The organism is Paraburkholderia dioscoreae, assembly GCF_902459535.1.
In the GTDB taxonomy this organism is placed as follows: domain Bacteria; phylum Pseudomonadota; class Gammaproteobacteria; order Burkholderiales; family Burkholderiaceae; genus Paraburkholderia; species Paraburkholderia dioscoreae.
The window spans coordinates 4,217,355-4,239,826 of record NZ_LR699553.1 but is presented as its reverse complement, the minus strand read 5'-3'; the positions used below and the strand labels follow the sequence as shown (position 1 = coordinate 4,239,826).

Genomic DNA, 22,472 nt, shown 5'->3' with positions numbered 1-22,472 from the left:
TGTTCCTCTGCCTCAGTATCACAGCGTCGCGACGGCCGACCGGCGCGCGCAGCGTTCTTCATGCATCGCGATCGCGGCGTCGATCTGCCGCAAATACGTGCGTTCTTCGAGTAAAGCCTGACGCGCCTCGTGGGGCGTCGTCGGGATAAAGCGGACGGATGCGTTCAGGCGAACCTGCGCGAGCTTCCAGAGGTCGGCCTGGATCACGGCGCCGATCTTCGGATAACCGCCGGTGGTTTGCGCGTCGCTCATCAGCACGATCGGCTGGCCGTTCGGCGGCACCTGAATCGTGCCGGGCAAGACCGCGTGCGAAAGCAGATCGGTTTTGCGGGTGCGTTTGAGCTCGGCGCCGGCAAGGCGGTAGCCCATGCGGTTGCTGTTCGGCGTGACGAGCCATTCATCGGCCCAGAACGATTCGTGGGCTTCGTCGGTGAAGCTCTCGTATTCCGGTCCGCGCAGCACACGGATCGGCACCGCCCACGGCACGCCCGACGGATGACGGCCACGCCGCAGCGGCTCGTGAACCAGCACGAACTTGCACCAGGCGGGCGCCTTCACGCCGAACTCCGGCGCCTCGGGCGTAAAGCCGGCATGGCCGCGTTGCGGCGGTGCGCCAACCGGCAGACGGTCGCCGTCGCGCAACGCACGGCCGCCGAGTCCGCCGAAATGGCCGGCGAGATCGGTGCTGCGCGAGCCGAGCATCGGCAGGACGTCGACGCCGCCCGCCACGCACACATAACCGCGCATGCCGCGTTTGGCTGCGTTCAGCACCAGTTCCTGGCCGGCCTGTACCGGCAGGCTCCACCACGAGTAGACGGGTTTGCCATCGAGCGTCGCGCCGAATTCGGTGCCGGTGATCGCCACCCGCGTGGCGCGCAGAAAGCGCAGCACGGTCGGACCGAAGGTGATTTCGAGTCCCGCCGCATCGGGGCGGTTGCCGACCAGCCGGTTGCCCACTTCGAGCGACAGACGATCGAGCGCGCCGCCCATCGCGACACCCAGATGCCGATAGCCGTGGCGGCCGAGATCCTGAATCGTGGTCAGCAGACCCGCGCGAATCACATCGATCATGCGTGTATCCCCGCGATGGTGAAGCGCACCAGGTCGCCCGGCTGCAGCAGCGTGGGCGGCCGGCGCGTCGGGTCGAACAGCGGCAGTTCGGTGCGGCCGATCAACTGCCAGCCGCCGGGCGAGGTGGCCGGATAGATGCCGGTCTGCTCGCCGCCGATGCCGACGGACCCGGCCGGCACCTCGAGCCGCGGCGACGCGCGGCGCGGCGTGTGCAGCGCGGCTTCGAGTCCGCCCATATAGGCGAAGCCCGGCTGGAAGCCGAGGAAGAACACCACGTAGTCGCCCTTCGAATGACGTTCGACGACCTCGCGCACGCTCAAGCCCGTGTGATTGGCGACCTCGTGCAGATCGGGGCCGAACTCGCCGCCGTACTGCACCGGAATCTCGACTTCGCGGCCTGGCGCAGGCGCGTCGCTCACCGCATTCCAGGCCGCCTGTAGGTGACTCACCAGGGCGTCGCGGTCGGCTTCGAGCGGATCGAAAACGAGGGTGAGGTTGTTCATGCCAGGCACCACTTCCAGCACATGCGGCCATTCGCGCGCGGCTTCGGCGGCCGCCCACACGCGACGCTGGCATTCCAGCGTGGCCGGCGGCGGCGCTTCGCAGACTAGCGCGGTATCGCCGAGCGGAAAGATTCTTGGTTGGCTCATGGATTAACAGCCCAGATCGAGTCGGAGGATTCGGGCACAGCGTACCCTTTGAACAGCTATCGGCATCGGATGGACGACGATTGAAGCGTACATTATCAATAAAATATCAACAATTTATCAATAAGCGTTTTTGCCAGGCTCCCCTGGATCGGGCGCTCGTCGTACACTCCCGACACCTTCCCAAACTGCCTCTCGAGAATCTTCGCCATGTCGCGCCATCCCACCAAGATCGTCTCCTCGGAACATCTCGTGTCCGAGACCAGCGCGGAGCTGTCAGAACTCGAGTACGCGCTCATCATGGCAGGCAACGCATTCAACCGATGGATGGTGCGCTGCATGTCGGCGGCCGGCGACAAGGACATGACCGCCATCGAGGTCTCGCTGCTGCACCACGTCAGCCATCGCGAGCGCCGCAAGAAACTGGCGGACATCTGCTTCGTGCTGAACATCGAAGACACGCACGTCGCCACCTACGCGTTGAAGAAGCTCGTAGCTAGAGGGTATGTAAAAAGCGAAAAGACCGGCAAGGAAGTGTTCTTCTCCGCGACCGAGGCCGGCCGCGAACTCTGTCTGAAATATCGCGAGGTGCGCGAGAGCTGTCTGATTTCGACGCTCAAGGAAAGCGGCCTGACCAACGAGCAGATCGGCGAAGCGGCGCAACTGATGCGCAACGCGTCCGGTCTCTACGACACGGCCGCGCGGGCGGCCGCGTCTTTATAACGCAGCCCGGTTTGCGCGGCGGCGGCGCAGCCGCTTCGTGCAGCGCTCACCAAACGCTTAATCCGCCGGGTGCGGATAGAGCGCCGCCTCGGTGACGATCAGGTCGAGTGGAATGTCATGGGCTTCGCGCCGCAATGCCGGCGTGCGGCACGCTTCGTACGCGATACCCACGGTGATGGGCTTTTTCGCGCCCGGCCACGCAGCCAGCGTACGATCGTAATAGCCGCCGCCATAACCGAGCCGGTAGCCGTGAGCGTCGAAACCGACGCACGGCACGAACAGCAGCTCGGGAATCACGACCCGCCCGGAAGCCGGCACGGTGATTTTGTGATGACCGATCTTCATGGGCGTATCGGGCGTCCATGCATGAAATTCGAGCGGCACGCCGCGCTCCTTGACCACCGGCAAACTCGCTTCACGCTGCGTGCTTGCCGCAAGCCAGATCGAGATCGCGGCGCGGGCGTCGAATTCGCCGGCGAGCGGCCAGTAGAATCCCACGCTGTTCACGTCGTACTGCTTCAACGCATCGAGCAGGTGCCGTGCGAGCGCGCTATTGCGCGCGGGCTCGGAAGCCGCTTGCAGCCTTGCTTCCAATAGCATTTTACGCAGTGCCTTTTTCGATTCCGCGGCAGGGTTGCATGCTATGCTTGGGTTCAATTCGCGCTCCAGAAACAACGATGTCAAAACGCCTTTACCGAGTATATCGCGCGGCCGGTCTGGCGCTTGCCGCCGCGGCACTCGTCGCGTGCAGCACGGCCTCCGCCGTCAAGCCCCTTCCTCTTTCGCAACTCACGAACGACGACCAGATCTTCGTTCAACTGCGCGAGGCGGCCCGCAGTAACGACGCGGCGCGCGCCGCGCAGTTGGCGAGCATGATCCCGAGCTATCCGGCGCCTTCATATCTGGAGTACTTCCAGATCAAGCCGCAGCTGTTCGATTCTGGCGGGCACGCACGGGTCGACGCGCCGGACGCGCCGGTGCTGAGCTTCCTGCAGAAGTACGACGGCCAGGCGATCGCCGACCGCTTGCGCAACGACTATCTCACGGTGCTAGGTGCGCGGCACGACTGGCGCAATTTCGATCAGCAATACGCCCGCTTCGTGCTGAACGACGACACGCAGGTGAAGTGCTACGCGCTCGAATCGCGCGCCTCGCGCGGCGAGAACGTGGCCGACGCGGCCCGCGCGCTGCTCGTCGATCCGAAATGGTACGGCGACGGCTGCGTGGATCTGATCAACGCGCTCGCCATCAACCAGCAGTTCAGTTCCACCGACGTGTGGCAACAGATCCGCCTCGCCTACGAACAGAACTACACCAACACGGGCGCGAAGCTCGTCGACGCGCTCAGCAACCAGCCGCCCGACCCGGTGCTGTTCAATCAGGCCACCACCACGCCGCCGTTGCTGCTGGCGCGCGGTGTCGGGCCGGATACGCAGTCGCATCAGCTCGCGTTGCTGGCCATCACGCGCATGGCGCGCAACGACCCGGCCATGGCCGCGGCCACGTTCGCGTCGGTGGCGCCGTCGCTGAGTTCGCCGGAGCGCGCCATCGGCTGGGGCACGATTGCTTATCAGGCAGCGGCCAAGCAGATGCCGGGCGCGGTGGACTGGTATCGCCTGTCGGTGAATGCGCCGCTGTCGAACCCGGCGTATGAATGGCGCACCCGCACCGCCTTGCTCGCGGGCGACTGGACGATGGTGCGCTGGTCGATCGAACAGATGCCGGCGGCGCTGCGCAATCAGCCGTCGTGGGTGTATTGGCATGCACGCGCGCTCAAGCAGGCGGGCGACACGAGCACGGCCAACCAGGAATTCGAGTCGATCTCGCAGGGCTACAACTTCTACGGCCAGTTGGCCGCGGAAGAATTAGGCCAGAAGATCACGGTCCCGCCGAAAACCACGGTGACCGACGCCGAAGTGCAACAGGCCGGCAACACGCCCGGCTTCGATCTGGCGCAGCGCTTCTATGCGCTGAATCTGCGGCTCGAAGGCAATCGCGAATGGAACTGGCCGCTGCGCACCATGAGCGACCGGCAACTGCTCGCCACCGCCGAATACGCACGCCGTATCCAGCTGTATGACCGCACCGTCAACACGGCGGACCGCACGAAGACCGAGCACGATTTCTCGCTGCGTTATCTGTCGCCGTTCAAGGATATCGTCGAGCGCGATTCGCAGTCGAATGGGCTGGATGTGGAATGGGCCTATGGCCTGATTCGCCAGGAGTCGCGCTTCATCATGAATGCGCGCTCGGAAGTCGGCGCGAGCGGTTTGATGCAGTTGATGCCGGGCACCGCGCAACTGGTCGCGAAGAAGATCGGCCTGGGTCCGATCTCGCGCGAACAGATGAACGACATCAACACCAATATCCTGCTGGGCACGAACTATCTGTCGATGATCTACAATCAGTTCGACGGGTCCGCCGTGCTGGCCACCGCAGGCTATAACGCAGGGCCCGGCCGTCCGCGTAGCTGGCGGCAATCGTTGCAGCATCCGGTGGAAGGCGCGATCTTCGCCGAGGCGATTCCGTTCCAGGAAACGCGCGACTACGTTAAGAATGTGTTGTCCAACACGGTCTACTATGCGGCATTGTTCGAAGGCCGTCCGCAATCGCTGAAGGCGCGTCTGGGTTACATCGCACCGTAAGCGCCGTGCCGCCGCCGTCTCGTTTCGAGCGGCGGCGCGCCACGCCAGCCGTTGCCGCGGCTTCCACCAGGGAGTCGAAAAATGCGACACAAAGCTATTGCGATCATCGGCGGTTCCGGGTTTATCGGCAGCCATCTCGTCAACGCGCTCGTCGAAGCGGGCAAAGACGTGCGCATCGCCACCCGGCGACGCTACAACGCACGCCATCTCACCCTCCTGCCCATCGACGTGATCGAAGCGGACGTGTTCGATCCGGTTCAACTCGCGCGTTTTGTCGAGGGCGCTGATTGCGTGATCAATCTCGTGGCCACGCTGCACGGCAAACGCGGCACGCCGTATGGTCCGGAGTTCGCGCGAATGCACGTGGAGTTGCCCACCAGAATCGTGGCCGCGTGCGAAGGCAAGGGCGTGCACCGGCTGCTGCATGTCGGCGCGTTGGGCGCCGACCCGAACGGCCCGAGCATGTACACGCGCTCGAAGGGCGACGGCGAGAAGGCCGTGCACGCGGCCAATCTCGCATGGACGATTTTCCGGCCGTCGGTGGTGTTCGGACCTGAAGATCAATTCCTCAACAAGTTCGCCTTCCTGCAGCGGATGTTTCCGGTGATTCCGCTCGCCATGCCGGATGCGAAATTCCAGCCGGTGTACGTGGGCGATGTGGCCAAGGCGATCGTCAACGTGCTCGATCTCGATGCAGCCGGCGGCCGCACCTACGAACTGGGCGGTCCGACGGTCTATACGCTCGAAGATCTCGTCAAGTATTGCGGCGACGTGATCGGCAAGCATGCGCGCATCATCCGTTTGCCGGAGGCGTTCGCACGCCTGCAGGCGTTGACTTTCGAAATGGCGCCCGGCGAGCCGGTGATCTCGCGCGACAATCTCGATTCGATGAAAGTCGACAACGTGCTGAGCGGACCGCTTGCGCCTGAACTCGGCATCGAGCCGGCCAGCATCGAAACGATCGCGCCGATCTATCTGACCGGCGCGTCGACACGTTCGCGTTTCGACACGTTTCGCGCGAGCGCGGGGCGCTGATTTTTTCTCCTCATTTCTTATTCAAAGCATGAAGCTGCTTATAGGCGACAAGAATTACTCGTCATGGTCGATGCGTCCGTGGCTGCTGTTCAAACATTTCGACATTCCGTTCGAGGAGGTGCTGATCCATCTGAATCAGCCGGACACCAATTCGAAAGTGCTCGCGCTCGCGCCGTCGGGTCCGGGCAAGATCCCGTGTCTGATCGGCGACGACGGTCAACCCACGTGGGATTCGCTGGCGATTGCCGAAACACTGGCTGAGCGTTTCCCTCAACATGCGCTGTGGCCGCGCGATGCGGCGGCGCGTAGCCACGCGCGCAGTGTGAGCGCGGAAATGCACTCGGGTTTCGGCGCGTTGCGCTCGAACATGTGGATGAACATTCGCGCGTCGTTCCCCGGCAAGAACGCCACGCTAGGCGCGCTGGCGGACATCGCGCGGATCGAGGCGATCTGGCGCGACTGTCTGGACACTTATGGCGGCCCGTTTCTGTTCGGCGAATTCAGCATTGCCGATGCGATGTACGCGCCGGTCGTGATGCGCTTCCGGACCTGGCAGCCGGCGCTCTCGGACGTGTCTGGAGCTTACGTGCAGCGAGTGACGGAACTGCCGGCGGTGCAAGCGTGGATCGATGACGCGCTGAGCGAAACGTATGCGATCGCTTATCAAGACGTATGCCCATGAACATCTATGCAGTAGGCGGCGCGATCCGCGACGAGTTACTGGGCGTACCGGTGCAGGATCGTGATTACGTGGTAGTCGGCGCCACGCCGGAGCAGATGGTCGCGCAAGGCTACCGTCCGGTGGGCAAGGATTTTCCGGTGTTCCTGCATCCGCAGACGCATGAGGAGTACGCGCTCGCCCGCACTGAGCGCAAGACGGCGGCCGGCTATCACGGTTTCCAGTTTTTCTATGCGCCGGATGTCACGCTGGAAGAAGACCTCGCGCGCCGCGATCTGACCATCAACGCAATGGCGCGCGAAGTGCGTCCGGACGGCGAGTTGACCGGCCCGGTGATCGACCCGTTCAATGGCCAGGGTGATTTGCAGGCGCGCCTCTTCCGCCACGTCAGTGACGCGTTTCTCGAAGACCCCGTGCGGATTTTGCGGATCGCCCGGTTTGCGGCCCGCTTTGTGGACTTCACCGTCGCGCCGGAGACGCTGGCGCTCATGCGCAAGATGGTGGCCGACGGCGAAGTGGACGCGCTGGTGGCCGAACGCGTGTGGCAGGAAGTGTCGCGCGGTCTGATGGAAAAGAAGCCGTCGCGCATGTTCGAGGTGCTGCGCGAGTGCGGTGCGCTGGCGCGGATTCTGCCGGAAATCGACGCGCTGTTCGGCGTGCCGCAGCGCGCCGACTATCATCCCGAAGTGGACACGGGCGTGCACGTGATGATGGTAGTCGACCATGCAGCGCAGCAGGGTTATACATTGCCGGTCCGGTTTGCGGCGCTGACGCATGACCTCGGCAAGGCGACCACGCCCGAAGACGTGTTGCCGCGGCATATCGGCCACGAAGGGCGCAGTGTGGATCTGCTGAAGCCTTTATGCGAGCGGCTGCGCGTGCCGAACGATTGCCGCGATCTCGCGCTGCTGGTTGCGCGCGAGCACGGCAACATTCATCGCGTGATGGAAATGGGTGCTGCTGCGCTGGTGAGGCTGATCGAGCGCAGCGACGCGATCCGCAAACCCGCGCGCTTTGCTGAAGCCTTGCAGGCCTGTGAAGCCGATGCCCGTGGGCGGCTGGGGTTTGAGATGCGGGACTATCCGCAGGCTGAGCGGTTGAGAGTGGCGCTCGTCGCGGCGCGGGGCGTGGATGCCGGCGCCGTGGCCAAACGGCTCGCCGACGCGCCGGCCGGCATCAAGGACGCCGTGCATCAGGAGCGGGTCCGGGCCGTGGAAGCGGTCCTCGGCTAAGACCTTCAGGTTGCGAGAGCGGCGGCAAGCGTGAGGCCCACGCCATTGCCGCCGCTAAAGGCAGCGGACCCTAGAGCAGTCTGGCCAGAAGCGACAACACCATCGACAACACCAGCGTCGACATGAACGGAAACGGGTACTCGCGCCCAAAGAGGCGCAAGGTTACGTCACCCGGCATGCGGCCAATGCCAATTTTTCTGAGCCACGGCCAGCACGACGACAACACCGCCACGGCAATAAACGTAGTCAACAGCCAGCGGATCATCGTCGGTTCCTGATGCGGAAATTCACAGGGTATGCGACCGGTCGCCGCTCGCGAATGCTTGCAGCGTATCGTCCAGTCCGCGCGAGAAGGCAATCACCTTGAACAGTTCACCCATCTCCGCTTCCGACAACAACTTCTGCACCGCATTCGCCGCGGGCAAATACTGTTTGGTGTCCGCGGGATCGATCTCCGCCAGCGCCTCGGTGATTCCCGCATTGAGCAGAAACCGCGCTTGCGACGTAAAGCCCAGCAGGTCCGCGCCCGTCTCGACGCCCGCCTCGGCGATGCCGGTGAATTCAACGTGTGCGGTGATGTCCTGCAAGCCGGGGTAGAGGAACGGATCGCCGTGCGCACGATGCCGGTAATGGCACATCAACGTGCCTTGCGCGCGCTGCGCGTGGTAATACTCGTGACGCGGAAAACCGTAATCGATAAAAAAGGCCGCGCCGCGTACAAGCATCGTGCAGATGGTGCGCGTGAATGCGCTGGCGGCTTCGTGCGTCTCCGTCACGTAGTCTTCGCCGGCTGTGTCGATTTCCGACAGCAGCGCGAGATCCGCCGCGGCGGACACGGGCCGGTCGTCGAATGCGAACGCTTCGTCGCGCCACACCACGCCGCGTTCGTGCCAGGCGCCGCCGGTGAAGGCGAACAGCCGCACAGGCATTGCGTCCAGCACCTCGTTGCCGATCACCACACCTTCGAACCGCTCCGGCAGCGCGTCCAGCCAGCGCACTTTGGCGGCGAGCGCCGGCACCGCGGCCTCGATCGCCTCGCGTTGACGCTCACGGAGTTCGCCCGACAGATCCAAGATCGAGTAGCTGTCGAATTCGGCACCCAACGCGTCGAGCGCATCGAGCAGGCCGGCGGCGAGTTTGCCGGTGCCGGCGCCGAATTCCATCACGTTGCGCGTGCCGCTCGCCTGCAAGGCTTCCGCAATCGGGCGCGCCAGCGTTGCGGCGAACAGCGGCGACAGTTCCGGCGCGGTGACGAAGTCGCTGCCGTCGTCGCCGCGCAGACCGAATTTGCGGGCGCCGCCGCTGTAATAGCCCAGTCCCGGCGCGTACAGCGCACGTTCCATGTAGCGGTCGAACGGCAGCCAGCCGCCGGCGGCTTCGAGCTCCGCACGGAGCTGCGCGACCAGCGCTTCGGACTGCGCCAGCGCGCTCGGGCCGGGAGCAGGTAAACTATCGGGTTGGTGAGCTTTCGGATTCATCCCCGCATTGTAAATGACCGCCTCTCTGGACACCGCCGCCGCCCGCGCACCTGAAACGCCGCGTGTCGTGCTGATTACCGGCGCCGCCCGCCGTATCGGGCGCTCGCTCGCGCTCGGTTTTGCCGCGCGTGGCTGGGACGTGGCCGTCCATTACGGCGCCTCGGGTGCGCAAGCCGACGAACTGGTCGCAGAAATCACCGCCCTGGGCCGCCGGGCGGTCGCGCTGCACGCGGAATTGGCCGACGAGGCGCAAGTCCAGCGGCTTTTACCGGCTTGTATCGACGCCTTGGGCCGGCCCTCGTGTATCGTCAACAACGCCTCGCGCTTCGAGGAGGACACGGCGTACACCGTCGGTTACGAGCTGCTGCTGAAGCTGACCGCGATGAACCTCGGCGCGCCGCTGGTGCTGGCGCGCGGTTTGTACGAGTTGACGCCGGAGGCCGCGCGCGCCGACGAAAGCTTGCGCAGCGTGGTGATCAACGTGCTGGATCAGAAGCTGTACAACATGAACCCGGATTACCTGTCGTACACGCTGACCAAGGCGGCGTTGCAGACAGCCACCGTCGCGCTGGCCCAGGCGTTGGCGCCGAAAGTGCGCGTGGTCGGGCTCGCGCCCGGTTTGACGATGCAATCCGGCGATCAGACGCCGGAGGGTTTTGAAGCCGCTCACCGTACTACGCCTTTGGGCCGCGCGTCGCGGGCCGAGGATATTGTCGCCGCCGCGCTGTATCTCGCGGACGCAGCGGGCGTGACCGGAACGACGCTGGTGGTCGACGGCGGGCAGCACCTCGTGCCGCTGCCGCGTGACGTTATGTTTTTGATGGGCGCCTGAAGCGCACGGCGAGCCGCCACTCTGGCGGCCGCCGTCGTTTGACGCGCCCCTTTGCGTGCTCCGCACGCTTTTTTCGACTGGAACGAACATGTTTGCCGCTCTTTCGCATCCCCGGCTCGCCGATTGCCGCCGGCTTTTTCTGCGCAATTACGAAGTGCACATCAACATTGGCGTGCACGACTTCGAAAAGCGCGGCGAACAGCGCGTCGTGATCAACGTCGAACTGTTCGTGCCGCTCGCGCTGTCCACGCCGGTCCACGACAAGCTGAACGAAGTGGTCGACTACGACTTCATGCGTTCCACCATCTCGCGCCGCGTCGAGCAAGGCCATATCCACTTGCAGGAAACGCTCTGCGACGATCTCGTGAAGACCATGCTCGAACATCCGCAAGTGCGGGCGGCGCGCGTGTCGACGGAAAAGCCGGACGTTTATCCCGACTGCGACGCGGTGGGCGTCGAAGTCTTCCGTATCAAGGAGGATTGAGCCATGAATGCTCCGGAAATCCTGAACGGCGCCGCAACCGCCGCAACCGCCGCTGCCGCCGAGGCCGTGGGCGCGGCCGGCGCGACGCAAACCGCCGCGCGCGCCAAGTCGCCGCTCACACGCCGCGAACAGAAGGAAGCGTACGAGAACAACAAGCTGTTCAAGCGGCTCGCGCGCCAGGTCGGCGAGGCGATCGTCGACTTCAACATGATCGAGGACGGCGACAAGGTGATGGTCTGCCTGTCCGGCGGCAAGGACAGCTATGCGATGCTCGAAATCCTGATGCGGCTGCGCGAGCGCGCGCCGATCAACTTCGACATCGTCGCCGTCAATCTCGACCAGAAGCAGCCGGGCTTTCCCGAGCACGTGCTGCCCGAATACCTGAAGCAGCTCGACATTCCGTTTCACATCGAGAATCAGGATACGTACAGCATCGTCAAGCGGCTGGTGCCGGAAGGCAAGACCACCTGCTCGCTGTGCTCGCGGCTGCGGCGCGGCATTCTGTACCGCGTGGCGGGCGAACTGGGCGCGACCAAGATCGCGCTCGGCCATCATCGCGACGACATTCTGCAAACGCTGCTGCTGAACATGTTCTACGGCGGCAAGCTGAAGGGCATGCCGCCCAAGCTGCAATCGGACGACGGCAAGAATATCGTGATCCGCCCGCTCGCCTACGTGAAGGAAACCGATCTGGAGAAGTACGCCGAGCTGCGCGAATTCCCGATCATTCCGTGCAACCTGTGCGGCAGCCAGCCGAATCTCAAGCGCGCGGAAATGAAGGCGCTGGTGCGCGACTGGGAGAAGCGTTTCCCGGGCCGCATTGAAAATATGTTCAATGCGTTGTCGAATGTCGTGCCCTCGCATTTGATGGATCACAAGCTGTTCCCGTTCGCCGCTCTGCGCGCGACCGGCGAGGCCGATCCGCAAGGCGATATTGCGTTCGACGAAGAGCCGTGTTCGACCGACGCCGGTAATGGCATGGCGCTTGACGGAGCGCAATCGATTGCAATCGTCCAGTTTGACGATCTTTGACCAAAACGCCCGTGGCACGGGCGTCTCCGTCCATTCCAGTTTGCAACGAGGCCGCTAAAGCGGCCTTTTTCGTTAGAGGGTGCGTGTTAGAATCGTCGGCTCCAAACTCGTCTATTTGCGGTGCCATGAACATTGTGATTTTGGCGGCAGGCACCGGCAAGCGCATGCGGTCCGCGCTTCCCAAAGTGCTGCATCCCCTGGCCGGTCGGCCGCTCCTCGCTCACGTCATCGACACGGCTCGCACGCTCGAGCCCACGCGTCTCGTGGTGGTGATCGGCCACGGTGCCGAAGCCGTGCGCAAAGCCGTCGCGGCGCCGGACGTGCAATTCGCCGTGCAGGAGCAGCAACTCGGCACGGGCCACGCGGTGCAGCAGGCGTTGCCGCTACTCGACCCGTCCGCGCCCACGCTGGTGCTTTACGGCGACGTGCCGCTCACGCGCGCCGGCACGCTGCGGGCGTTGACCGATCGCGCGGGGCAGGGCGGCTACGGCGTGCTCACCGTCACGCTCGCTGACCCGAGCGGCTACGGGCGCATCGTGCGCGATGCGCATGGCAAGGTGGCGCGCATCGTCGAGCAGAAAGACGCGACGCCCGAGCAGCTCGAGATCGCCGAGATCAACACCGGCATCATCGTCGCGCCGACCGAACGTCTGGGCGACTGGCTCGCCGCGCTGAAGAACGACAATGCGCAAGGCGAGTTCTATCTGACCGACGCGGTGGAAATGGCGATCGAGGCCGGTCTCGAAGTCGTCACCACGCAACCGGACCACGAATGGGAAACGCTCGGCGTGAACAGCAAGCAGCAGCTTGCCGAGCTCGAGCGGATTCATCAGCGCAACGTGGCTGACGCGTTGCTGGTCGCGGGTGTGACGCTTGCCGATCCGGCGCGTCTGGACGTGCGCGGCACGCTGGAATGCGGCCGCGATGTCTCGATCGACGTGAACTGCGTATTCGAAGGGCGCGTCACGCTGGCCGACAACGTCACCGTCGGGCCGAACTGCGTGATCCGCAATGCGAACATCGGCGCCGGTACGCGCATTGACGCGTTCACCCATATCGAAGGCGCCGAGGTCGGCGCGAATGTCGTGCTCGGACCGTATGCGCGCTTGCGCCCAGGCGCGTCGCTGCATGACGAGTCGCATGTCGGCAACTTCGTCGAGGTGAAGAACGCGGTGCTCGGTCACGGTTCGAAGGCGAATCACCTCACGTATATCGGCGACGCGGATATCGGCGCGCGGGTGAACATCGGCGCGGGCACCATCACCTGCAATTACGATGGCGCGAACAAATTCCGCACGATTATCGAAGACGACGTGTTCGTCGGTTCGGACACGCAACTGGTTGCGCCGGTGCGTGTGAAGCGCGGCGTGACGATCGCTGCGGGCACCACGGTCTGGAAGGACGTCGAAGCGGACGCGCTGGTCCTGAACGACAAGACGCAAACGAGCAAAACGGGCTACGTGCGCCCGACCAAAAAGAAGAGCTGATGGGCATGACGCGCGCACGAGGCGCGCTCCTTGAAACCCGGCACTAGCACTGAAAAGGAATGATCCATGTGTGGCATTGTCGGCGCGGTAGCGCAACGTAACATCGTTCCCGTCCTGATCGAAGGACTGCGTCGCCTCGAGTATCGCGGCTACGATTCGTGCGGCGTGGCCGTGCTCGGCAGCGACGGTCCGCGCCGTGCGCGCAGCGTCGCGCGTGTGGCCGATCTCGACGAGCAGGTGCGTGAAAGCCATCTCGAAGGCATCACGGGTATCGCGCATACGCGCTGGGCCACGCATGGCGCGCCGGTCACGGACAACGCCCACCCGATCTTCTCGAAAGACACGCTCGCGTTGGTACACAACGGCATCATCGAGAACTACGAAGTGCTGCGCGAAATGCTGCGCGGCAAGGGTTACACGTTTGTCTCGCAGACCGACACAGAGGTTATCGCGCATCTGATTCACAGCCTGTATCGCGGCGATCTGTTCGCGGCGGTGCGGGAAACGGTCGGGCAACTGCACGGCGCGTATGCGATCGCTGTGTTGCATAAAGACCAGCCGCATACGGTGGTCGGCGCGCGGCAGGGTTCACCACTGGTGGTCGGTCTCGGCGAGGGTGAGAACTTCCTTGCCTCGGACGCGCTGGCGCTCGCGGGCAGCACCGAACGGTTCATCTTCCTCGAGGAAGGCGACGTCTGCGAACTGTCGCTTGAGGGCGTGCGCATTGCCGATCGCGACGGCTATGAGGCGCAGCGCGAAGTGCGCCAGGTGGCTGCGTATGGCGGCGCGGTCGAACTCGGCCCGTATCGTCACTTCATGCAGAAGGAAATTTTCGAGCAGCCGCGCGCGATCACGGACACGATTCCGCAAGCGGATTCGTTCGATCCGTCGCTATTCGGCGAGGGCGCGGGCAAGGTGTTCGCAGAGATCGACAGCCTGCTGATTCTGGCGTGCGGCACGAGCTATTACTCGGGGCTGACCGCGAAGTACTGGCTCGAATCGATCGCGAAGATTCCCACTCAGGTGGAAATTGCCAGCGAGTATCGCTATCGAGAGTCGGTGCCGAATCCGAAGTCGCTGGTCGTCGTGATATCCCAATCGGGCGAAACGGCGGACACGTTGGCGGCGCTCAAACATGCACAGGATCTCGGTCACAAACATACGCTGGCAATCTGCAACGTCGGAACGAGCGCGATGGTGCGCCAGACCGAGCTGGCGTTCCTGACCCACGCGGGCCGCGAGATCGGTGTTGCATCGACCAAGGCGTTCACGACGCAACTGGTTGCGCTGTTCGTGCTGGCGGCAACGCTGGGCAAGTTGCGCGGGCGTGTGAGCGAAGAGCAGGAAGCTGAGTATCTGAAGCAACTGCGTCACTTGCCGGCGGCATTGAATAGCGTGCTGGCGCTGGAGCCGCAGATCATTGCGTGGTCGGAAGAGTTTTCGCGTAAGGAACATGCGCTGTTCCTAGGGCGCGGCTTGCATTATCCGATCGCACTTGAGGGCGCGCTCAAGCTCAAGGAAATTTCGTATATCCACGCCGAGGCTTATCCGGCCGGCGAGTTGAAGCATGGGCCGCTCGCGCTCGTGACTGAAGCCATGCCGGTGGTAACGGTGGCGCCGAACGACGCGCTGCTGGAAAAGCTGAAGTCGAATATTCAGGAGGTGCGCGCGCGGGGCGGTCAGCTGTATGTGTTTGCCGACGCGGATACGAAGATCGTCAACGATGAAGGCTTGCATGTGATCCGGATGCCGGAGCATTACGGCCTGTTGTCGCCGATCCTGCATGTGGTGCCGCTGCAGTTGCTGGCGTATCACACGGCGTGTGCGCGGGGTACGGATGTGGATAAGCCGCGGAATCTGGCGAAGTCGGTGACGGTGGAGTGAGGGGGATGGTGTTCGTTTAACGTCACCACCACGCCACGCCGTTGAAAAAACCACCCGCCCACGGGTGGTTTTTTTCGTCCCTACGGTTGGCGCCGAACAACCCTCACTCCCGCACCAATTTCACCGCCGCCGCCGAAACAAACTCCGCGCGCACGCTATCGCCCACTTTCAACTGATCGAGCGAAATTCCCTTCGCGGCCCTGAGCACTTGTCGATGCTTCGGTCCACGCAGCGTCACCATGCGGCTCTTGCGGTCAATCTTCAACACCGTGGCGATCACCCTCACGCTATGCGCCGACGACGCGTAGCCCGCCGAAGCCGGTATCGCTGCGGTCGTCTCCACGCGTTCGCGCACACCCTTGGTGGATAACCTGTCGATGTTAAGCAGTAGCGCCTGCTGATACGCAACATTGAGCTTGTCGCCGATCTTGAGCCGGCTGACATCGGCGAGGGCAGGATTGACGTCCACGTCAGCCAGATTGCCGCGCGGACCGCGCAGCGTAACGCTGTTCGTGGCGGTATTGATTGCGACGACGCGGACTTGAGCGTGAATCAACTCGGCGCGCGCCAGCGCCTGTTGCCCGGCGTGAGCATCGGTGTCCTGCGCGAAGGTGGATTGACAGTGCGCGGCCAGCACGCTCGCCAGCACAACTACCCCAAACATCACAGCGGTCCATGAGCGGACTTTGCGCGAACAGGTCATTCTCTGCTCCCGAAGTGATCATCACGATCAATAACTCAAGCAATCAACTCAAAACCCGCCACGCGCGGGCGCCTACAACTCCGGGCGTGCCAGGTCGCTGGTGACAATATGTTCGCCGTACACCTGCGCTGCGGCGATCGCTTCCAGCTTGGTTGCATACGGCCCGAGTTCGGGCGCGCCGTCGAATGGAAACAGTACGCGTCCGTCCGTGGTTCGAACCACTTTCAGCACGCCGAAAAAACGCTTGTAGCCGGCGAGTTTCGACGTGGCCGAAATGTCGAAATCGTCCTCCGACGTCGCGGGCACGCTTGGAATAAATGCGGTCTTGCTCATTACCTGGGAGCATCGCTTGTTCAATGGGCCGGCATCGGCAGGAAACGCCAAGCCTACACCCGGTTGTCCCGGGAAGACATTCACCGGTAGGCTTCATTGTCTCAAATCCGGGAGGATTCGATCGGCGGATCGGCGAGCCAAACGGCGCTTCTCCTGTCGCCGTGGGGTATGCGGATTCTCGTAGTCTTCACGTCGCCGCTTTCCCGGTCACGCTGAACGACCATCACGCCCCGAAGCCGAACCCGTCGCATTGCGATGCGAAAAGAGCCCTTGGCCGGCTGCGATTCTTAAGACGAATTTATGCTCGTTCTGGGTCTAATTTGGGGGCAGAGCTATAATGCCCCGATCCCTTTCTTTTCCCATCTTCCGCTATGAGCCGGTTACTTTGCCTGATCGTGCTTTCGCTCGGCCTCATACAGACCGCGGCGGCCGACGAGAACACCGAGCGAATGTCCGCGTATCTGACGCACAAATTCGGCCTGGCAAAGGAAAAGGCTCAGAAGATTTCGGACGCAGTGCAATCCGCCGCGTCGAAATACTCCCTCCCGCCGGCGCTCCTGCTGGCGATCATCTCGATCGAATCCCGCTTCAAGGAAAAGGCCAAGGGCGCCAACGGCGCAACCGGGTTGATGCAGGTCGTGCCGGGCGCGCATCGCGGGTTGCTGAGGAACGTCAAGGATCTTACCGAGCCGACCGCGAACATCGAAGTAGGCTCGGCGATCCTGTATGGCTATATGCGCTCTGCCAATGGCGACATGAACGCCGCGCTCAAGAGCTACGGCGGGTCGCAAGCTTATGCACAGAAGGTGAACTTGCGGGTCGGCGATTTCGCGGCGGTCGCCGCACCGCAAGACACGGCGCAGCAGACAGACGCGCAAGCCGCCGCGTGCGCGGCGCAGTCAGTGTCCGATCACTGCGCGGCGCTGGATAACTGGGCCGATGCGTTCACCGTGCCGGCTATAGGCGCAGCCGGGAAAAACGGCGCGGTCGCGTCTTCGATGGGACTTCCTCCAACGTCGCGCTAGGCGACATCCTGTTTCCCTCCGCTCCTTTTCCCGCCACGGCACCGCGGTCATGGTGATGCACTGTCACGTCCTGTAAGACTACGGGTTTGCGTGCTTTTTACGCATATCTGGCAACCGCTCTACAATGCATTCCCATTCGCGCTTACGTGGCGCCTCTTCCGATCGACCATGTTGACCTCGTTTTCCAGAACCACAGCCGCCGCGCTTATCGGCCTGTTGACCGTTGCCGCCTGTAGCAGCACGCCGCAGCTGAAATTCCAGCAGGAACTGTTCGAAACCGGCGCGAGCCCGTACGCGCGCAATTTCAATTCGAGCACTACGGACACCTGCGAGGCCGCACGTCGTGCCCTGTTGAGCCAAGGCTACCTGACGACGATGACGCGCAACGACACCGTCGACGGCACCAAGAATTTCCAGCCGACGGGCGATAGTCACGTGGTGGTCGAATTTCATGTGGTCTGTACGCCGGGCGAAGAGGCGAGCGACACCAGCATCGTCTACGTCAATGCCGTGCAGAATGGCTTTGCGTTGAAGAAAAGCGATACCTCGGCGAGCGTTGGGTTGAGCGTGCTGGGTTCACTGTCGCTGCCGATTCGTTCGAACAGCGATGCGTTGGTCAAGATTTCGAGCGAGACGATTCCGTCGGGCAAGTTCTACGACCGTTTCTTCGGCCTCGTTGATCACTATCTGCAAACGGTGGTGCGCACGCAACCGGTCGCGAGTAGCCGGATCGAGACGCGCCTGCTGCCGGTGCCAGTCGAAGCGACGGCTCCGGCACCCATTCCCGAGATGCCCGACGCGATCGGCGCGGCGGCGTCCTTGTCCCCGGCGAGTGGGGTTGGCGTGGCGCCCTGAGTCACCGGTAGCAGATCTCGTATGAAGGCTGATCAAGCGCCGATCAGCCTTCAATCTCATCACGAAGCGCGGCTTATCCTATGTCTTTTACTTCATACGTATATATATGTAGTAATAGTTAACAAGGGTTAACCCCTTCTGTGGATAACTCGCAAATGTGCCGACATATCAATGTAATACGGACGGCATAACCCTGCGGGACACCTCTGTAGAAAGACTACAGAACCGGGATAACTTTGATGGGCTTGCCCGGCCGGCCGCCTTATCAAGATTCCACTCACAGGCTGTTCCATGCGCTATCCCGAAGTTATTCATAGGCAATTGTGGATAACTCGCCTTCCAGGCGCTTTCTTCACTGCTTGCCGGGCAGGTTTTTCAACTTCGGCAAGCGCTCGGCACCGTACAGACCGCTGGACGGCAGACGCGCACATTGAAGACGGACGGTACAAAGATTGCGTCTGTCTTTTTGCAAGCGCGACTGTTGCTATTTAGTCAAAACGATTTGGGCAATGGCCGATCCAGGCATAGAGTTAAAGTGTTTTCTGAGGTTATTGGTGCAGTGCGGGGGTGTGTAATGAAACGCAGAACAGCACGACAGCTTGTCCGTCTTCTATCGGATATTCGACATGCCACCCATTGCAGCACGCTGCGGGCGGCAGCCACCAACCGGGCCATCACGCTCGCGTCCGCCGAACACGACGCGGACGTTGCAGACCGCGACGACAATACCGAGGCCACGCGTGATGCGCATCAGGATAAGCCAGCCCGGAGCGGATCATGAGAATGGAGAGCGAGCAGTCGCTGCGGTTTCTTGTGGAAAAATGGCTCGCGCCAGAGCCTTCCGTGCCAGTTCATGTCACCGAATTCAGCCGCACCCGCTTGGGTGGCCGGCGCTACGTACGCGTCGAGACTTCGCTCGAAGCGGGTTCACGCGGATTATTCTTCTTTCGTCACGACGACGGCTGCTGGTGCGTGTTTCCGCCTACCGCCGATACGCCGGCACTGTTTGCCCAGCATTCGCGAGCGGCCTGAAGGCGCGGGTGCGCAACTCACCGACGTCGACCGTCTTCGCAACGGCTTCGCACGCTTCGGCGTGGAATGGAGCGGCTGGCTACATCTTCAGGACGATGCGCGAGGCAAGCGTTCATGCCCGCGTTGCCAGGCCGGCATCACCTGACACACGATCAAACCCGCCAGCACCAGCGCACATCCAGCCAGCGCGCGCGCCGACATTGTCTCGTCGAGCACGAGCCAGGCTGCCAGCGCGGCGAATACGCCTTCCATGCTGAAGATCACCGCGGCGTGCGACGGCGCCGCATGCTTCTGCGCGACCACCTGAATCGTATAGGCGACGCCGACCGACAGCGCTCCGCCGTACACGATAGTCGGTGCGGCGCGCGCGATTACCGCAAGACTGAACGGTTCGATGGCGAGACCGACAACGAGGCACGCGAGCCCACACGTCACGAACTGCACGAGTGCGAGCATGAGCGCGTCGTGGCGCAGCGCGAAGCGTCCGACCAGCATCATCTGGATGGAAATCACGAGTGCACCGGCAAGCTGATACCAATCGCCGTACAGTATCGAAAACTGCTCGTTCACGCTCAGAAAATACATGCCGACCGCGGCGAGCGCCGCACCGAGCCACGTGCCGATTCCCGTGCGATGTTTGAAGAGCACACCAAGCAAGGGCACGATTACCACGTACAACGAACTGATGAAGCCTGCGTTGGCGACCTTCGTGTATTGCAGGCCGATCTGTTGCAGCGAAATCGAGGCGGCCAGCACCATGCCGAGCAGCACGCCCGCGCCCAGCAGTTCGCGTGCGCCGCCGGGTTCGCGCTTCGACAGTTCAGCCAGCGCGGAGCGCCGGACGCAAACGATCAGCGTCAGCACGACGAGTGCGCCGAGCAGGAAGCGCAGTCCGGTGAACAGAAACGGTCCGATCGCATCGAGACTCAGGCGCTGAGCGACGAACGCTGAGCCCCAGATCATCGCAGCGATCAGCATCAGCACATTGGCACGCAGGTGTTGGCGGGTTTCGGCTTTCAACGGTGGTCTTTCAGTTTCGGTGGTTGTCACAAGGTGTTCGCGGCCGGTCGGCGACGGCTCGAGCGGTACGCCGCGGCTCGGCGCAGACATGATACCTGGGCACGGCAGCTCTGGCGTTCGCACATCGCGCAGTGCCGGCATCCTCGAACAGATGCGCTTGGCGTCGAATGCTCCAATTGACCCACGGCCGCGCGCCGATGCCGACTCGCGCGATAATCGCGCGACGGCCATTGAGCTCAGTACACCACTGGCCCGACGAGCCGGCTGATTCTCAGGCAAACGCAATGGACGAGAAAGACTGGATCGCCGGCGCCGCGAAAGCGCTGGCGATCATCGAAGCATTCGATGAAGAGCACGCGCGCATGACGCCAGCCGCAGTGGCCGCTCGCGCAGGCCTGTCGCGCACGGCGGCGCGGCGCTATCTGTTGACGCTGAGTCGGCAAACGCCGCGCTGCACCGCGTGTTGCCAACCCTTCTGGAGAACGCCAGCCTGCTGCGCAACCTGGTTTGAGGCGGTCTAGGTGAATGCCCTGGTATGGGATACTTAACGAGTGAAAGGACGCCGAAAGCAAGCTGTCTCCCGGAAAATACATATCGAGTTTTGGGCATGACAAACCGCCTACACTGGGTAATACTCTCCCGCGGGGAGCGGGAAGGCGCCTCAAGCCCTGTCTGCTTCACCGTGCAGCTTATTCATTCACATTGACTCAGTCGTCCAGGTTTGGGGAACAACACATGAAAAAACTTATCGTCTCGCTCGCAGCCGCTTCGATCGCGCTGGTTTCCGTTCAAGCTTTCGCACAAGCGTCGGACGCAGCACCGGCTGCTGCAGCAAGCGCGCCGAAGAAGCATCACATCAAGAAGCTGAAGACGCACGGCAAGCGCGCTCCGGTTTCGGCAGCCGCTTCGGCAGCCGGCACGAATGACAAGGGCACGCAAAACTAAGCTGTCGCCCGATTCTTCGGGCCAGCTTCGCCGGTCAACCGCATCGCGCCGCTAGCCGGCCGGCGCAGTGTGAACCGGATGAAGGCGTTGCAAGCAAAAAGGCCAGAGTTCATGCTCTGGCCTTTTTGCATTCGGGGCGCGGTTTGCGCGGCCCTCAGCCCGCAAGGCCCCGCTTGATGACTTCGTTCAGCAGCCCTGTCATTCCTTCTGGATGGGTCGCTGCCCGCTCTTTCAGTTCGGTCACCAGATCGCCGTTCAGCTTGCACGCGAATGCGACGAGACCCTGTGCCTGATCGAGCTTGCGCTGTTCGCGGCGATCGAGTTTCGGCTCGGCGGCCGCCGCTTTGCCGAAGCGCTCGGCGGTCGACAGCTTCATTGCGTTGTTCAGCTTGAGCGCCTTGTTCTTTTCAAGGTCGGTTTTTTTCATCGCCATACGGAAGGCCTCTGCCAGATAAGTAATCCCGCATTGTACGCACCGTGCCGCACGCCGCGCGAGTGCGTGGCGTTCGGGGTTTCATGCACATGTATCGCCGCGCGCAGAGGGAACGAAGGTGGACCTCAAGCGAGGTTTACGCGGACCGGTCCGGCGCGGCAGCCACGCTGTCCATCAGCGCGCGCATTCTTTGCCAATGCGTACCCTCCCAGAACACGCGACGGCACACGTCGCAGGTCACGAACTGGGCATGCCTTTCCAGTACGCCGTCGGGAGCGCGCGTGCCGACTTCCTCCTTGGGGATACGCCGTAGCGGCACATTGCACATCAGACACAGGCGGAACGGTTGCGCGCTGCCGGCCAGATCGAGCCGTTCAAACACTTCGCGCAATTGTTCGCGCGGCCTGAGCGTGCGGACGTAGCAGCCATGCGTGATGTTGCGGCGTTTCAATAACTCGCGGTCGCGCGTCAGGACGATGCGCTGTTGCGCAGCGGCAAGTGCTTCGATGTCGGCGTCGGGAAAGTGATTGTCGTACAGCGTATCGAAGCCGGCGAGCCGCAGGAGCGGCGCGAGGCCGCCCAGATGCGCGTCGGCGATGAAACGCACCACGCGCAGCGGCCGCTCGCGTACGCGCAGGAGCGGCTGGATGTCGAGCGCTTCAAACTTCGGATAGACGGCTATGCGATCGCCGTCCGCGAGGGGATGATTGAAACCGACCGATTCGCCATTGACCAGAATCAGTTCGACTTCGGTGTGCGGCACGCCGAGCGCTTCGATCATGTGCTTGGCGGTGGCGCCCGGCGCACAGGCGTAACTGAACGCGCGCCGGCGCAGTGGGCGGGCGAGAAAATCGTTCAGCTCCTCGTAGAAGCGGAATGTCGCGGTCACCATTGCTG

Annotated in this window: 24 protein-coding genes and 1 pseudogene; 15 read left to right on the top strand and 10 right to left on the bottom strand. The window is 62.9% G+C overall.

The window, feature by feature from the left end:
• Positions 1–18: 18 nt before the first annotated feature.
• Positions 19–1,071 carry a 5-oxoprolinase subunit C family protein gene (locus PDMSB3_RS19230; protein WP_007179901.1) on the bottom strand — a complete coding sequence of 351 codons (1,053 nt, stop codon included), beginning with the start codon at positions 1,069–1,071 and terminating at the stop codon, positions 19–21.
• Entirely contained in the window at positions 1,068–1,721 is a 654-nt protein-coding gene (gene pxpB / locus PDMSB3_RS19225) for a 5-oxoprolinase subunit PxpB (RefSeq protein ID WP_165187184.1), read from the bottom strand. Before pxpB ends, PDMSB3_RS19230 begins: the two co-directional genes overlap by 4 nt.
• A gap of 207 nt (positions 1,722–1,928) precedes the next feature.
• Between pxpB and PDMSB3_RS19220 the strand changes: the two genes are divergently transcribed.
• The gene (locus tag PDMSB3_RS19220; protein WP_007179899.1) at positions 1,929–2,441 is read left to right on the top strand and encodes a winged helix DNA-binding protein; all 513 of its coding nucleotides are present in this window, start codon (positions 1,929–1,931) and stop codon (positions 2,439–2,441) included.
• Between the two features lie 57 nt (positions 2,442–2,498).
• Here the strand turns inward: PDMSB3_RS19220 and PDMSB3_RS19215 are convergent, their stop codons facing one another.
• Entirely contained in the window at positions 2,499–3,041 is a 543-nt protein-coding gene (locus PDMSB3_RS19215) for a 5-formyltetrahydrofolate cyclo-ligase (protein WP_007179898.1), read from the bottom strand.
• Between the two features lie 77 nt (positions 3,042–3,118).
• Between PDMSB3_RS19215 and PDMSB3_RS19210 the strand changes: the two genes are divergently transcribed.
• The 4 genes from PDMSB3_RS19210 to PDMSB3_RS19195 all read left to right on the top strand — a co-directional run bounded on the left by PDMSB3_RS19210 (position 3,119) and on the right by PDMSB3_RS19195 (position 8,032).
• Positions 3,119–5,086 (top strand): lytic transglycosylase domain-containing protein, encoded by a 1,968-nt coding sequence (locus PDMSB3_RS19210; protein ID WP_165187182.1) that lies wholly within the window; start codon positions 3,119–3,121, stop codon positions 5,084–5,086.
• 81 nt (positions 5,087–5,167) lie between these two features.
• Positions 5,168–6,121, top strand: coding sequence for a complex I NDUFA9 subunit family protein (locus PDMSB3_RS19205; RefSeq protein ID WP_007179896.1), 954 nt, complete (start codon positions 5,168–5,170; stop codon positions 6,119–6,121).
• A gap of 28 nt (positions 6,122–6,149) precedes the next feature.
• Complete coding sequence (locus PDMSB3_RS19200) at positions 6,150–6,803, top strand: glutathione S-transferase family protein (RefSeq protein ID WP_165187180.1); 654 nt, start codon at positions 6,150–6,152, stop codon at positions 6,801–6,803.
• Complete coding sequence (locus PDMSB3_RS19195; protein WP_007179894.1) at positions 6,800–8,032, top strand: multifunctional CCA addition/repair protein; 1,233 nt, start codon at positions 6,800–6,802, stop codon at positions 8,030–8,032. The genes PDMSB3_RS19200 and PDMSB3_RS19195 overlap by 4 nt, the downstream gene beginning before the upstream one ends.
• 70 nt (positions 8,033–8,102) lie before the next feature.
• On the opposite strand, the gene PDMSB3_RS19190 is transcribed toward PDMSB3_RS19195, so the two are convergent.
• Positions 8,103–8,297, bottom strand: coding sequence for a DUF2905 domain-containing protein (locus tag PDMSB3_RS19190; RefSeq protein WP_007179893.1), 195 nt, complete (start codon positions 8,295–8,297; stop codon positions 8,103–8,105).
• A gap of 22 nt (positions 8,298–8,319) precedes the next feature.
• A complete protein-coding gene (locus PDMSB3_RS19185) occupies positions 8,320–9,510 on the bottom strand; it encodes a class I SAM-dependent methyltransferase (RefSeq protein WP_165187177.1) in 1,191 nt (396 codons plus the stop codon).
• A 13-nt stretch (positions 9,511–9,523) separates the two neighbouring features.
• Here PDMSB3_RS19185 and PDMSB3_RS19180 point away from each other — a divergent pair, with 13 nt between their 5' ends.
• From PDMSB3_RS19180 to glmS, 5 genes are all read left to right on the top strand, one after another.
• Positions 9,524–10,342, top strand: a complete 819-nt coding sequence (locus PDMSB3_RS19180; protein ID WP_007179891.1) for an SDR family oxidoreductase — start codon at positions 9,524–9,526, stop codon at positions 10,340–10,342.
• A gap of 88 nt (positions 10,343–10,430) precedes the next feature.
• On the top strand, positions 10,431–10,826 hold the full coding sequence (locus tag PDMSB3_RS19175; RefSeq protein WP_007179890.1) for a dihydroneopterin aldolase: 396 nt from the start codon (positions 10,431–10,433) through the stop codon (positions 10,824–10,826).
• A 3-nt stretch (positions 10,827–10,829) separates the two neighbouring features.
• A complete protein-coding gene (gene ttcA / locus PDMSB3_RS19170) occupies positions 10,830–11,858 on the top strand; it encodes a tRNA 2-thiocytidine(32) synthetase TtcA (protein WP_165187175.1) in 1,029 nt (342 codons plus the stop codon).
• A 125-nt stretch (positions 11,859–11,983) separates the two neighbouring features.
• Entirely contained in the window at positions 11,984–13,345 is a 1,362-nt protein-coding gene (glmU, locus tag PDMSB3_RS19165) for a bifunctional UDP-N-acetylglucosamine diphosphorylase/glucosamine-1-phosphate N-acetyltransferase GlmU (protein ID WP_007179888.1), read from the top strand.
• A 66-nt stretch (positions 13,346–13,411) separates the two neighbouring features.
• Positions 13,412–15,229, top strand: coding sequence for a glutamine--fructose-6-phosphate transaminase (isomerizing) (gene glmS, locus PDMSB3_RS19160; protein ID WP_007179887.1), 1,818 nt, complete (start codon positions 13,412–13,414; stop codon positions 15,227–15,229).
• A 103-nt stretch (positions 15,230–15,332) separates the two neighbouring features.
• Here glmS and PDMSB3_RS19155 read toward each other — a convergent pair whose 3' ends face one another.
• Together PDMSB3_RS19155 and PDMSB3_RS19150 are read right to left on the bottom strand one after the other, a co-directional pair.
• Positions 15,333–15,893: a copper-binding protein gene (locus tag PDMSB3_RS19155; protein ID WP_232064227.1), complete on the bottom strand. Its 561-nt coding sequence runs from the start codon at positions 15,891–15,893 to the stop codon at positions 15,333–15,335.
• Positions 15,894–16,004: 111 nt separating this feature from the next.
• On the bottom strand, positions 16,005–16,265 hold the full coding sequence (locus tag PDMSB3_RS19150; RefSeq protein ID WP_007179885.1) for a DUF6723 family protein: 261 nt from the start codon (positions 16,263–16,265) through the stop codon (positions 16,005–16,007).
• Between the two features lie 371 nt (positions 16,266–16,636).
• On the opposite strand from PDMSB3_RS19150, the gene PDMSB3_RS19145 reads away from it, so the two are divergent.
• The 3 genes from PDMSB3_RS19145 (at position 16,637) to PDMSB3_RS19135 (ending at position 19,177) form a co-directional block, all read left to right on the top strand.
• Entirely contained in the window at positions 16,637–17,290 is a 654-nt protein-coding gene (locus PDMSB3_RS19145; RefSeq protein WP_007179884.1) for a lytic transglycosylase domain-containing protein, read from the top strand.
• Between the two features lie 168 nt (positions 17,291–17,458).
• Positions 17,459–18,145: a DUF2242 domain-containing protein gene (locus PDMSB3_RS19140; protein WP_007179883.1), complete on the top strand. Its 687-nt coding sequence runs from the start codon at positions 17,459–17,461 to the stop codon at positions 18,143–18,145.
• Positions 18,146–18,922: 777 nt separating this feature from the next.
• Positions 18,923–19,177, top strand: a complete 255-nt coding sequence (locus PDMSB3_RS19135; protein WP_007179882.1) for a hypothetical protein — start codon at positions 18,923–18,925, stop codon at positions 19,175–19,177.
• Between the two features lie 87 nt (positions 19,178–19,264).
• Here PDMSB3_RS19135 and PDMSB3_RS19130 read toward each other — a convergent pair whose 3' ends face one another.
• Positions 19,265–20,197, bottom strand: coding sequence for a DMT family transporter (locus tag PDMSB3_RS19130; protein ID WP_035518464.1), 933 nt, complete (start codon positions 20,195–20,197; stop codon positions 19,265–19,267).
• 284 nt (positions 20,198–20,481) lie between these two features.
• On the opposite strand from PDMSB3_RS19130, the pseudogene PDMSB3_RS19125 reads away from it, so the two are divergent.
• Both PDMSB3_RS19125 and PDMSB3_RS19120 read left to right on the top strand, forming a co-directional pair.
• Positions 20,482–20,631 (top strand): annotated as a pseudogene (locus tag PDMSB3_RS19125) (helix-turn-helix domain-containing protein); the annotation flags it as partial.
• A 301-nt stretch (positions 20,632–20,932) separates the two neighbouring features.
• Positions 20,933–21,142, top strand: a complete 210-nt coding sequence (locus PDMSB3_RS19120) for a hypothetical protein (RefSeq protein ID WP_007179880.1) — start codon at positions 20,933–20,935, stop codon at positions 21,140–21,142.
• A 154-nt stretch (positions 21,143–21,296) separates the two neighbouring features.
• Here the strand turns inward: PDMSB3_RS19120 and PDMSB3_RS19115 are convergent, their stop codons facing one another.
• On the bottom strand, positions 21,297–21,575 hold the full coding sequence (locus PDMSB3_RS19115) for a hypothetical protein (protein ID WP_007179879.1): 279 nt from the start codon (positions 21,573–21,575) through the stop codon (positions 21,297–21,299).
• Between the two features lie 136 nt (positions 21,576–21,711).
• Positions 21,712–22,467, bottom strand: coding sequence for a Mut7-C RNAse domain-containing protein (locus tag PDMSB3_RS19110; RefSeq protein ID WP_007179878.1), 756 nt, complete (start codon positions 22,465–22,467; stop codon positions 21,712–21,714).
• Positions 22,468–22,472: the final 5 nt, after the last annotated feature.

What these genes read in the sequence shown, in the direction of transcription:
- PDMSB3_RS19150 (WP_007179885.1), bottom strand. Translation starts at nt 16,265, where the DNA reads ATGAGCAAGACCGCATTTATTCCAAGCGTGCCCGCGACGTCGGAGGAC.
- PDMSB3_RS19180 (WP_007179891.1), top strand. Translation starts at nt 9,524, where the DNA reads ATGACCGCCTCTCTGGACACCGCCGCCGCCCGCGCACCTGAAACGCCG.
- PDMSB3_RS19195 (WP_007179894.1), top strand. Translation starts at nt 6,800, where the DNA reads ATGAACATCTATGCAGTAGGCGGCGCGATCCGCGACGAGTTACTGGGC.
- PDMSB3_RS19120 (WP_007179880.1), top strand. Translation starts at nt 20,933, where the DNA reads ATGAAAAAACTTATCGTCTCGCTCGCAGCCGCTTCGATCGCGCTGGTT.
- PDMSB3_RS19185 (WP_165187177.1), bottom strand. Translation starts at nt 9,510, where the DNA reads ATGAATCCGAAAGCTCACCAACCCGATAGTTTACCTGCTCCCGGCCCG.
- PDMSB3_RS19215 (WP_007179898.1), bottom strand. Translation starts at nt 3,041, where the DNA reads ATGCTATTGGAAGCAAGGCTGCAAGCGGCTTCCGAGCCCGCGCGCAAT.
- PDMSB3_RS19210 (WP_165187182.1), top strand. Translation starts at nt 3,119, where the DNA reads ATGTCAAAACGCCTTTACCGAGTATATCGCGCGGCCGGTCTGGCGCTT.
- PDMSB3_RS19140 (WP_007179883.1), top strand. Translation starts at nt 17,459, where the DNA reads ATGTTGACCTCGTTTTCCAGAACCACAGCCGCCGCGCTTATCGGCCTG.
- PDMSB3_RS19155 (WP_232064227.1), bottom strand. Translation starts at nt 15,893, where the DNA reads ATGTTTGGGGTAGTTGTGCTGGCGAGCGTGCTGGCCGCGCACTGTCAA.
- PDMSB3_RS19230 (WP_007179901.1), bottom strand. Translation starts at nt 1,071, where the DNA reads ATGATCGATGTGATTCGCGCGGGTCTGCTGACCACGATTCAGGATCTC.
- PDMSB3_RS19220 (WP_007179899.1), top strand. Translation starts at nt 1,929, where the DNA reads ATGTCGCGCCATCCCACCAAGATCGTCTCCTCGGAACATCTCGTGTCC.
- glmU (WP_007179888.1), top strand. Translation starts at nt 11,984, where the DNA reads ATGAACATTGTGATTTTGGCGGCAGGCACCGGCAAGCGCATGCGGTCC.
- glmS (WP_007179887.1), top strand. Translation starts at nt 13,412, where the DNA reads ATGTGTGGCATTGTCGGCGCGGTAGCGCAACGTAACATCGTTCCCGTC.
- pxpB (WP_165187184.1), bottom strand. Translation starts at nt 1,721, where the DNA reads ATGAGCCAACCAAGAATCTTTCCGCTCGGCGATACCGCGCTAGTCTGC.
- PDMSB3_RS19145 (WP_007179884.1), top strand. Translation starts at nt 16,637, where the DNA reads ATGAGCCGGTTACTTTGCCTGATCGTGCTTTCGCTCGGCCTCATACAG.
- PDMSB3_RS19115 (WP_007179879.1), bottom strand. Translation starts at nt 21,575, where the DNA reads ATGGCGATGAAAAAAACCGACCTTGAAAAGAACAAGGCGCTCAAGCTG.
- PDMSB3_RS19205 (WP_007179896.1), top strand. Translation starts at nt 5,168, where the DNA reads ATGCGACACAAAGCTATTGCGATCATCGGCGGTTCCGGGTTTATCGGC.
- PDMSB3_RS19110 (WP_007179878.1), bottom strand. Translation starts at nt 22,467, where the DNA reads ATGGTGACCGCGACATTCCGCTTCTACGAGGAGCTGAACGATTTTCTC.
- PDMSB3_RS19135 (WP_007179882.1), top strand. Translation starts at nt 18,923, where the DNA reads ATGAGAATGGAGAGCGAGCAGTCGCTGCGGTTTCTTGTGGAAAAATGG.
- PDMSB3_RS19200 (WP_165187180.1), top strand. Translation starts at nt 6,150, where the DNA reads ATGAAGCTGCTTATAGGCGACAAGAATTACTCGTCATGGTCGATGCGT.
- ttcA (WP_165187175.1), top strand. Translation starts at nt 10,830, where the DNA reads ATGAATGCTCCGGAAATCCTGAACGGCGCCGCAACCGCCGCAACCGCC.
- PDMSB3_RS19190 (WP_007179893.1), bottom strand. Translation starts at nt 8,297, where the DNA reads ATGATCCGCTGGCTGTTGACTACGTTTATTGCCGTGGCGGTGTTGTCG.
- PDMSB3_RS19175 (WP_007179890.1), top strand. Translation starts at nt 10,431, where the DNA reads ATGTTTGCCGCTCTTTCGCATCCCCGGCTCGCCGATTGCCGCCGGCTT.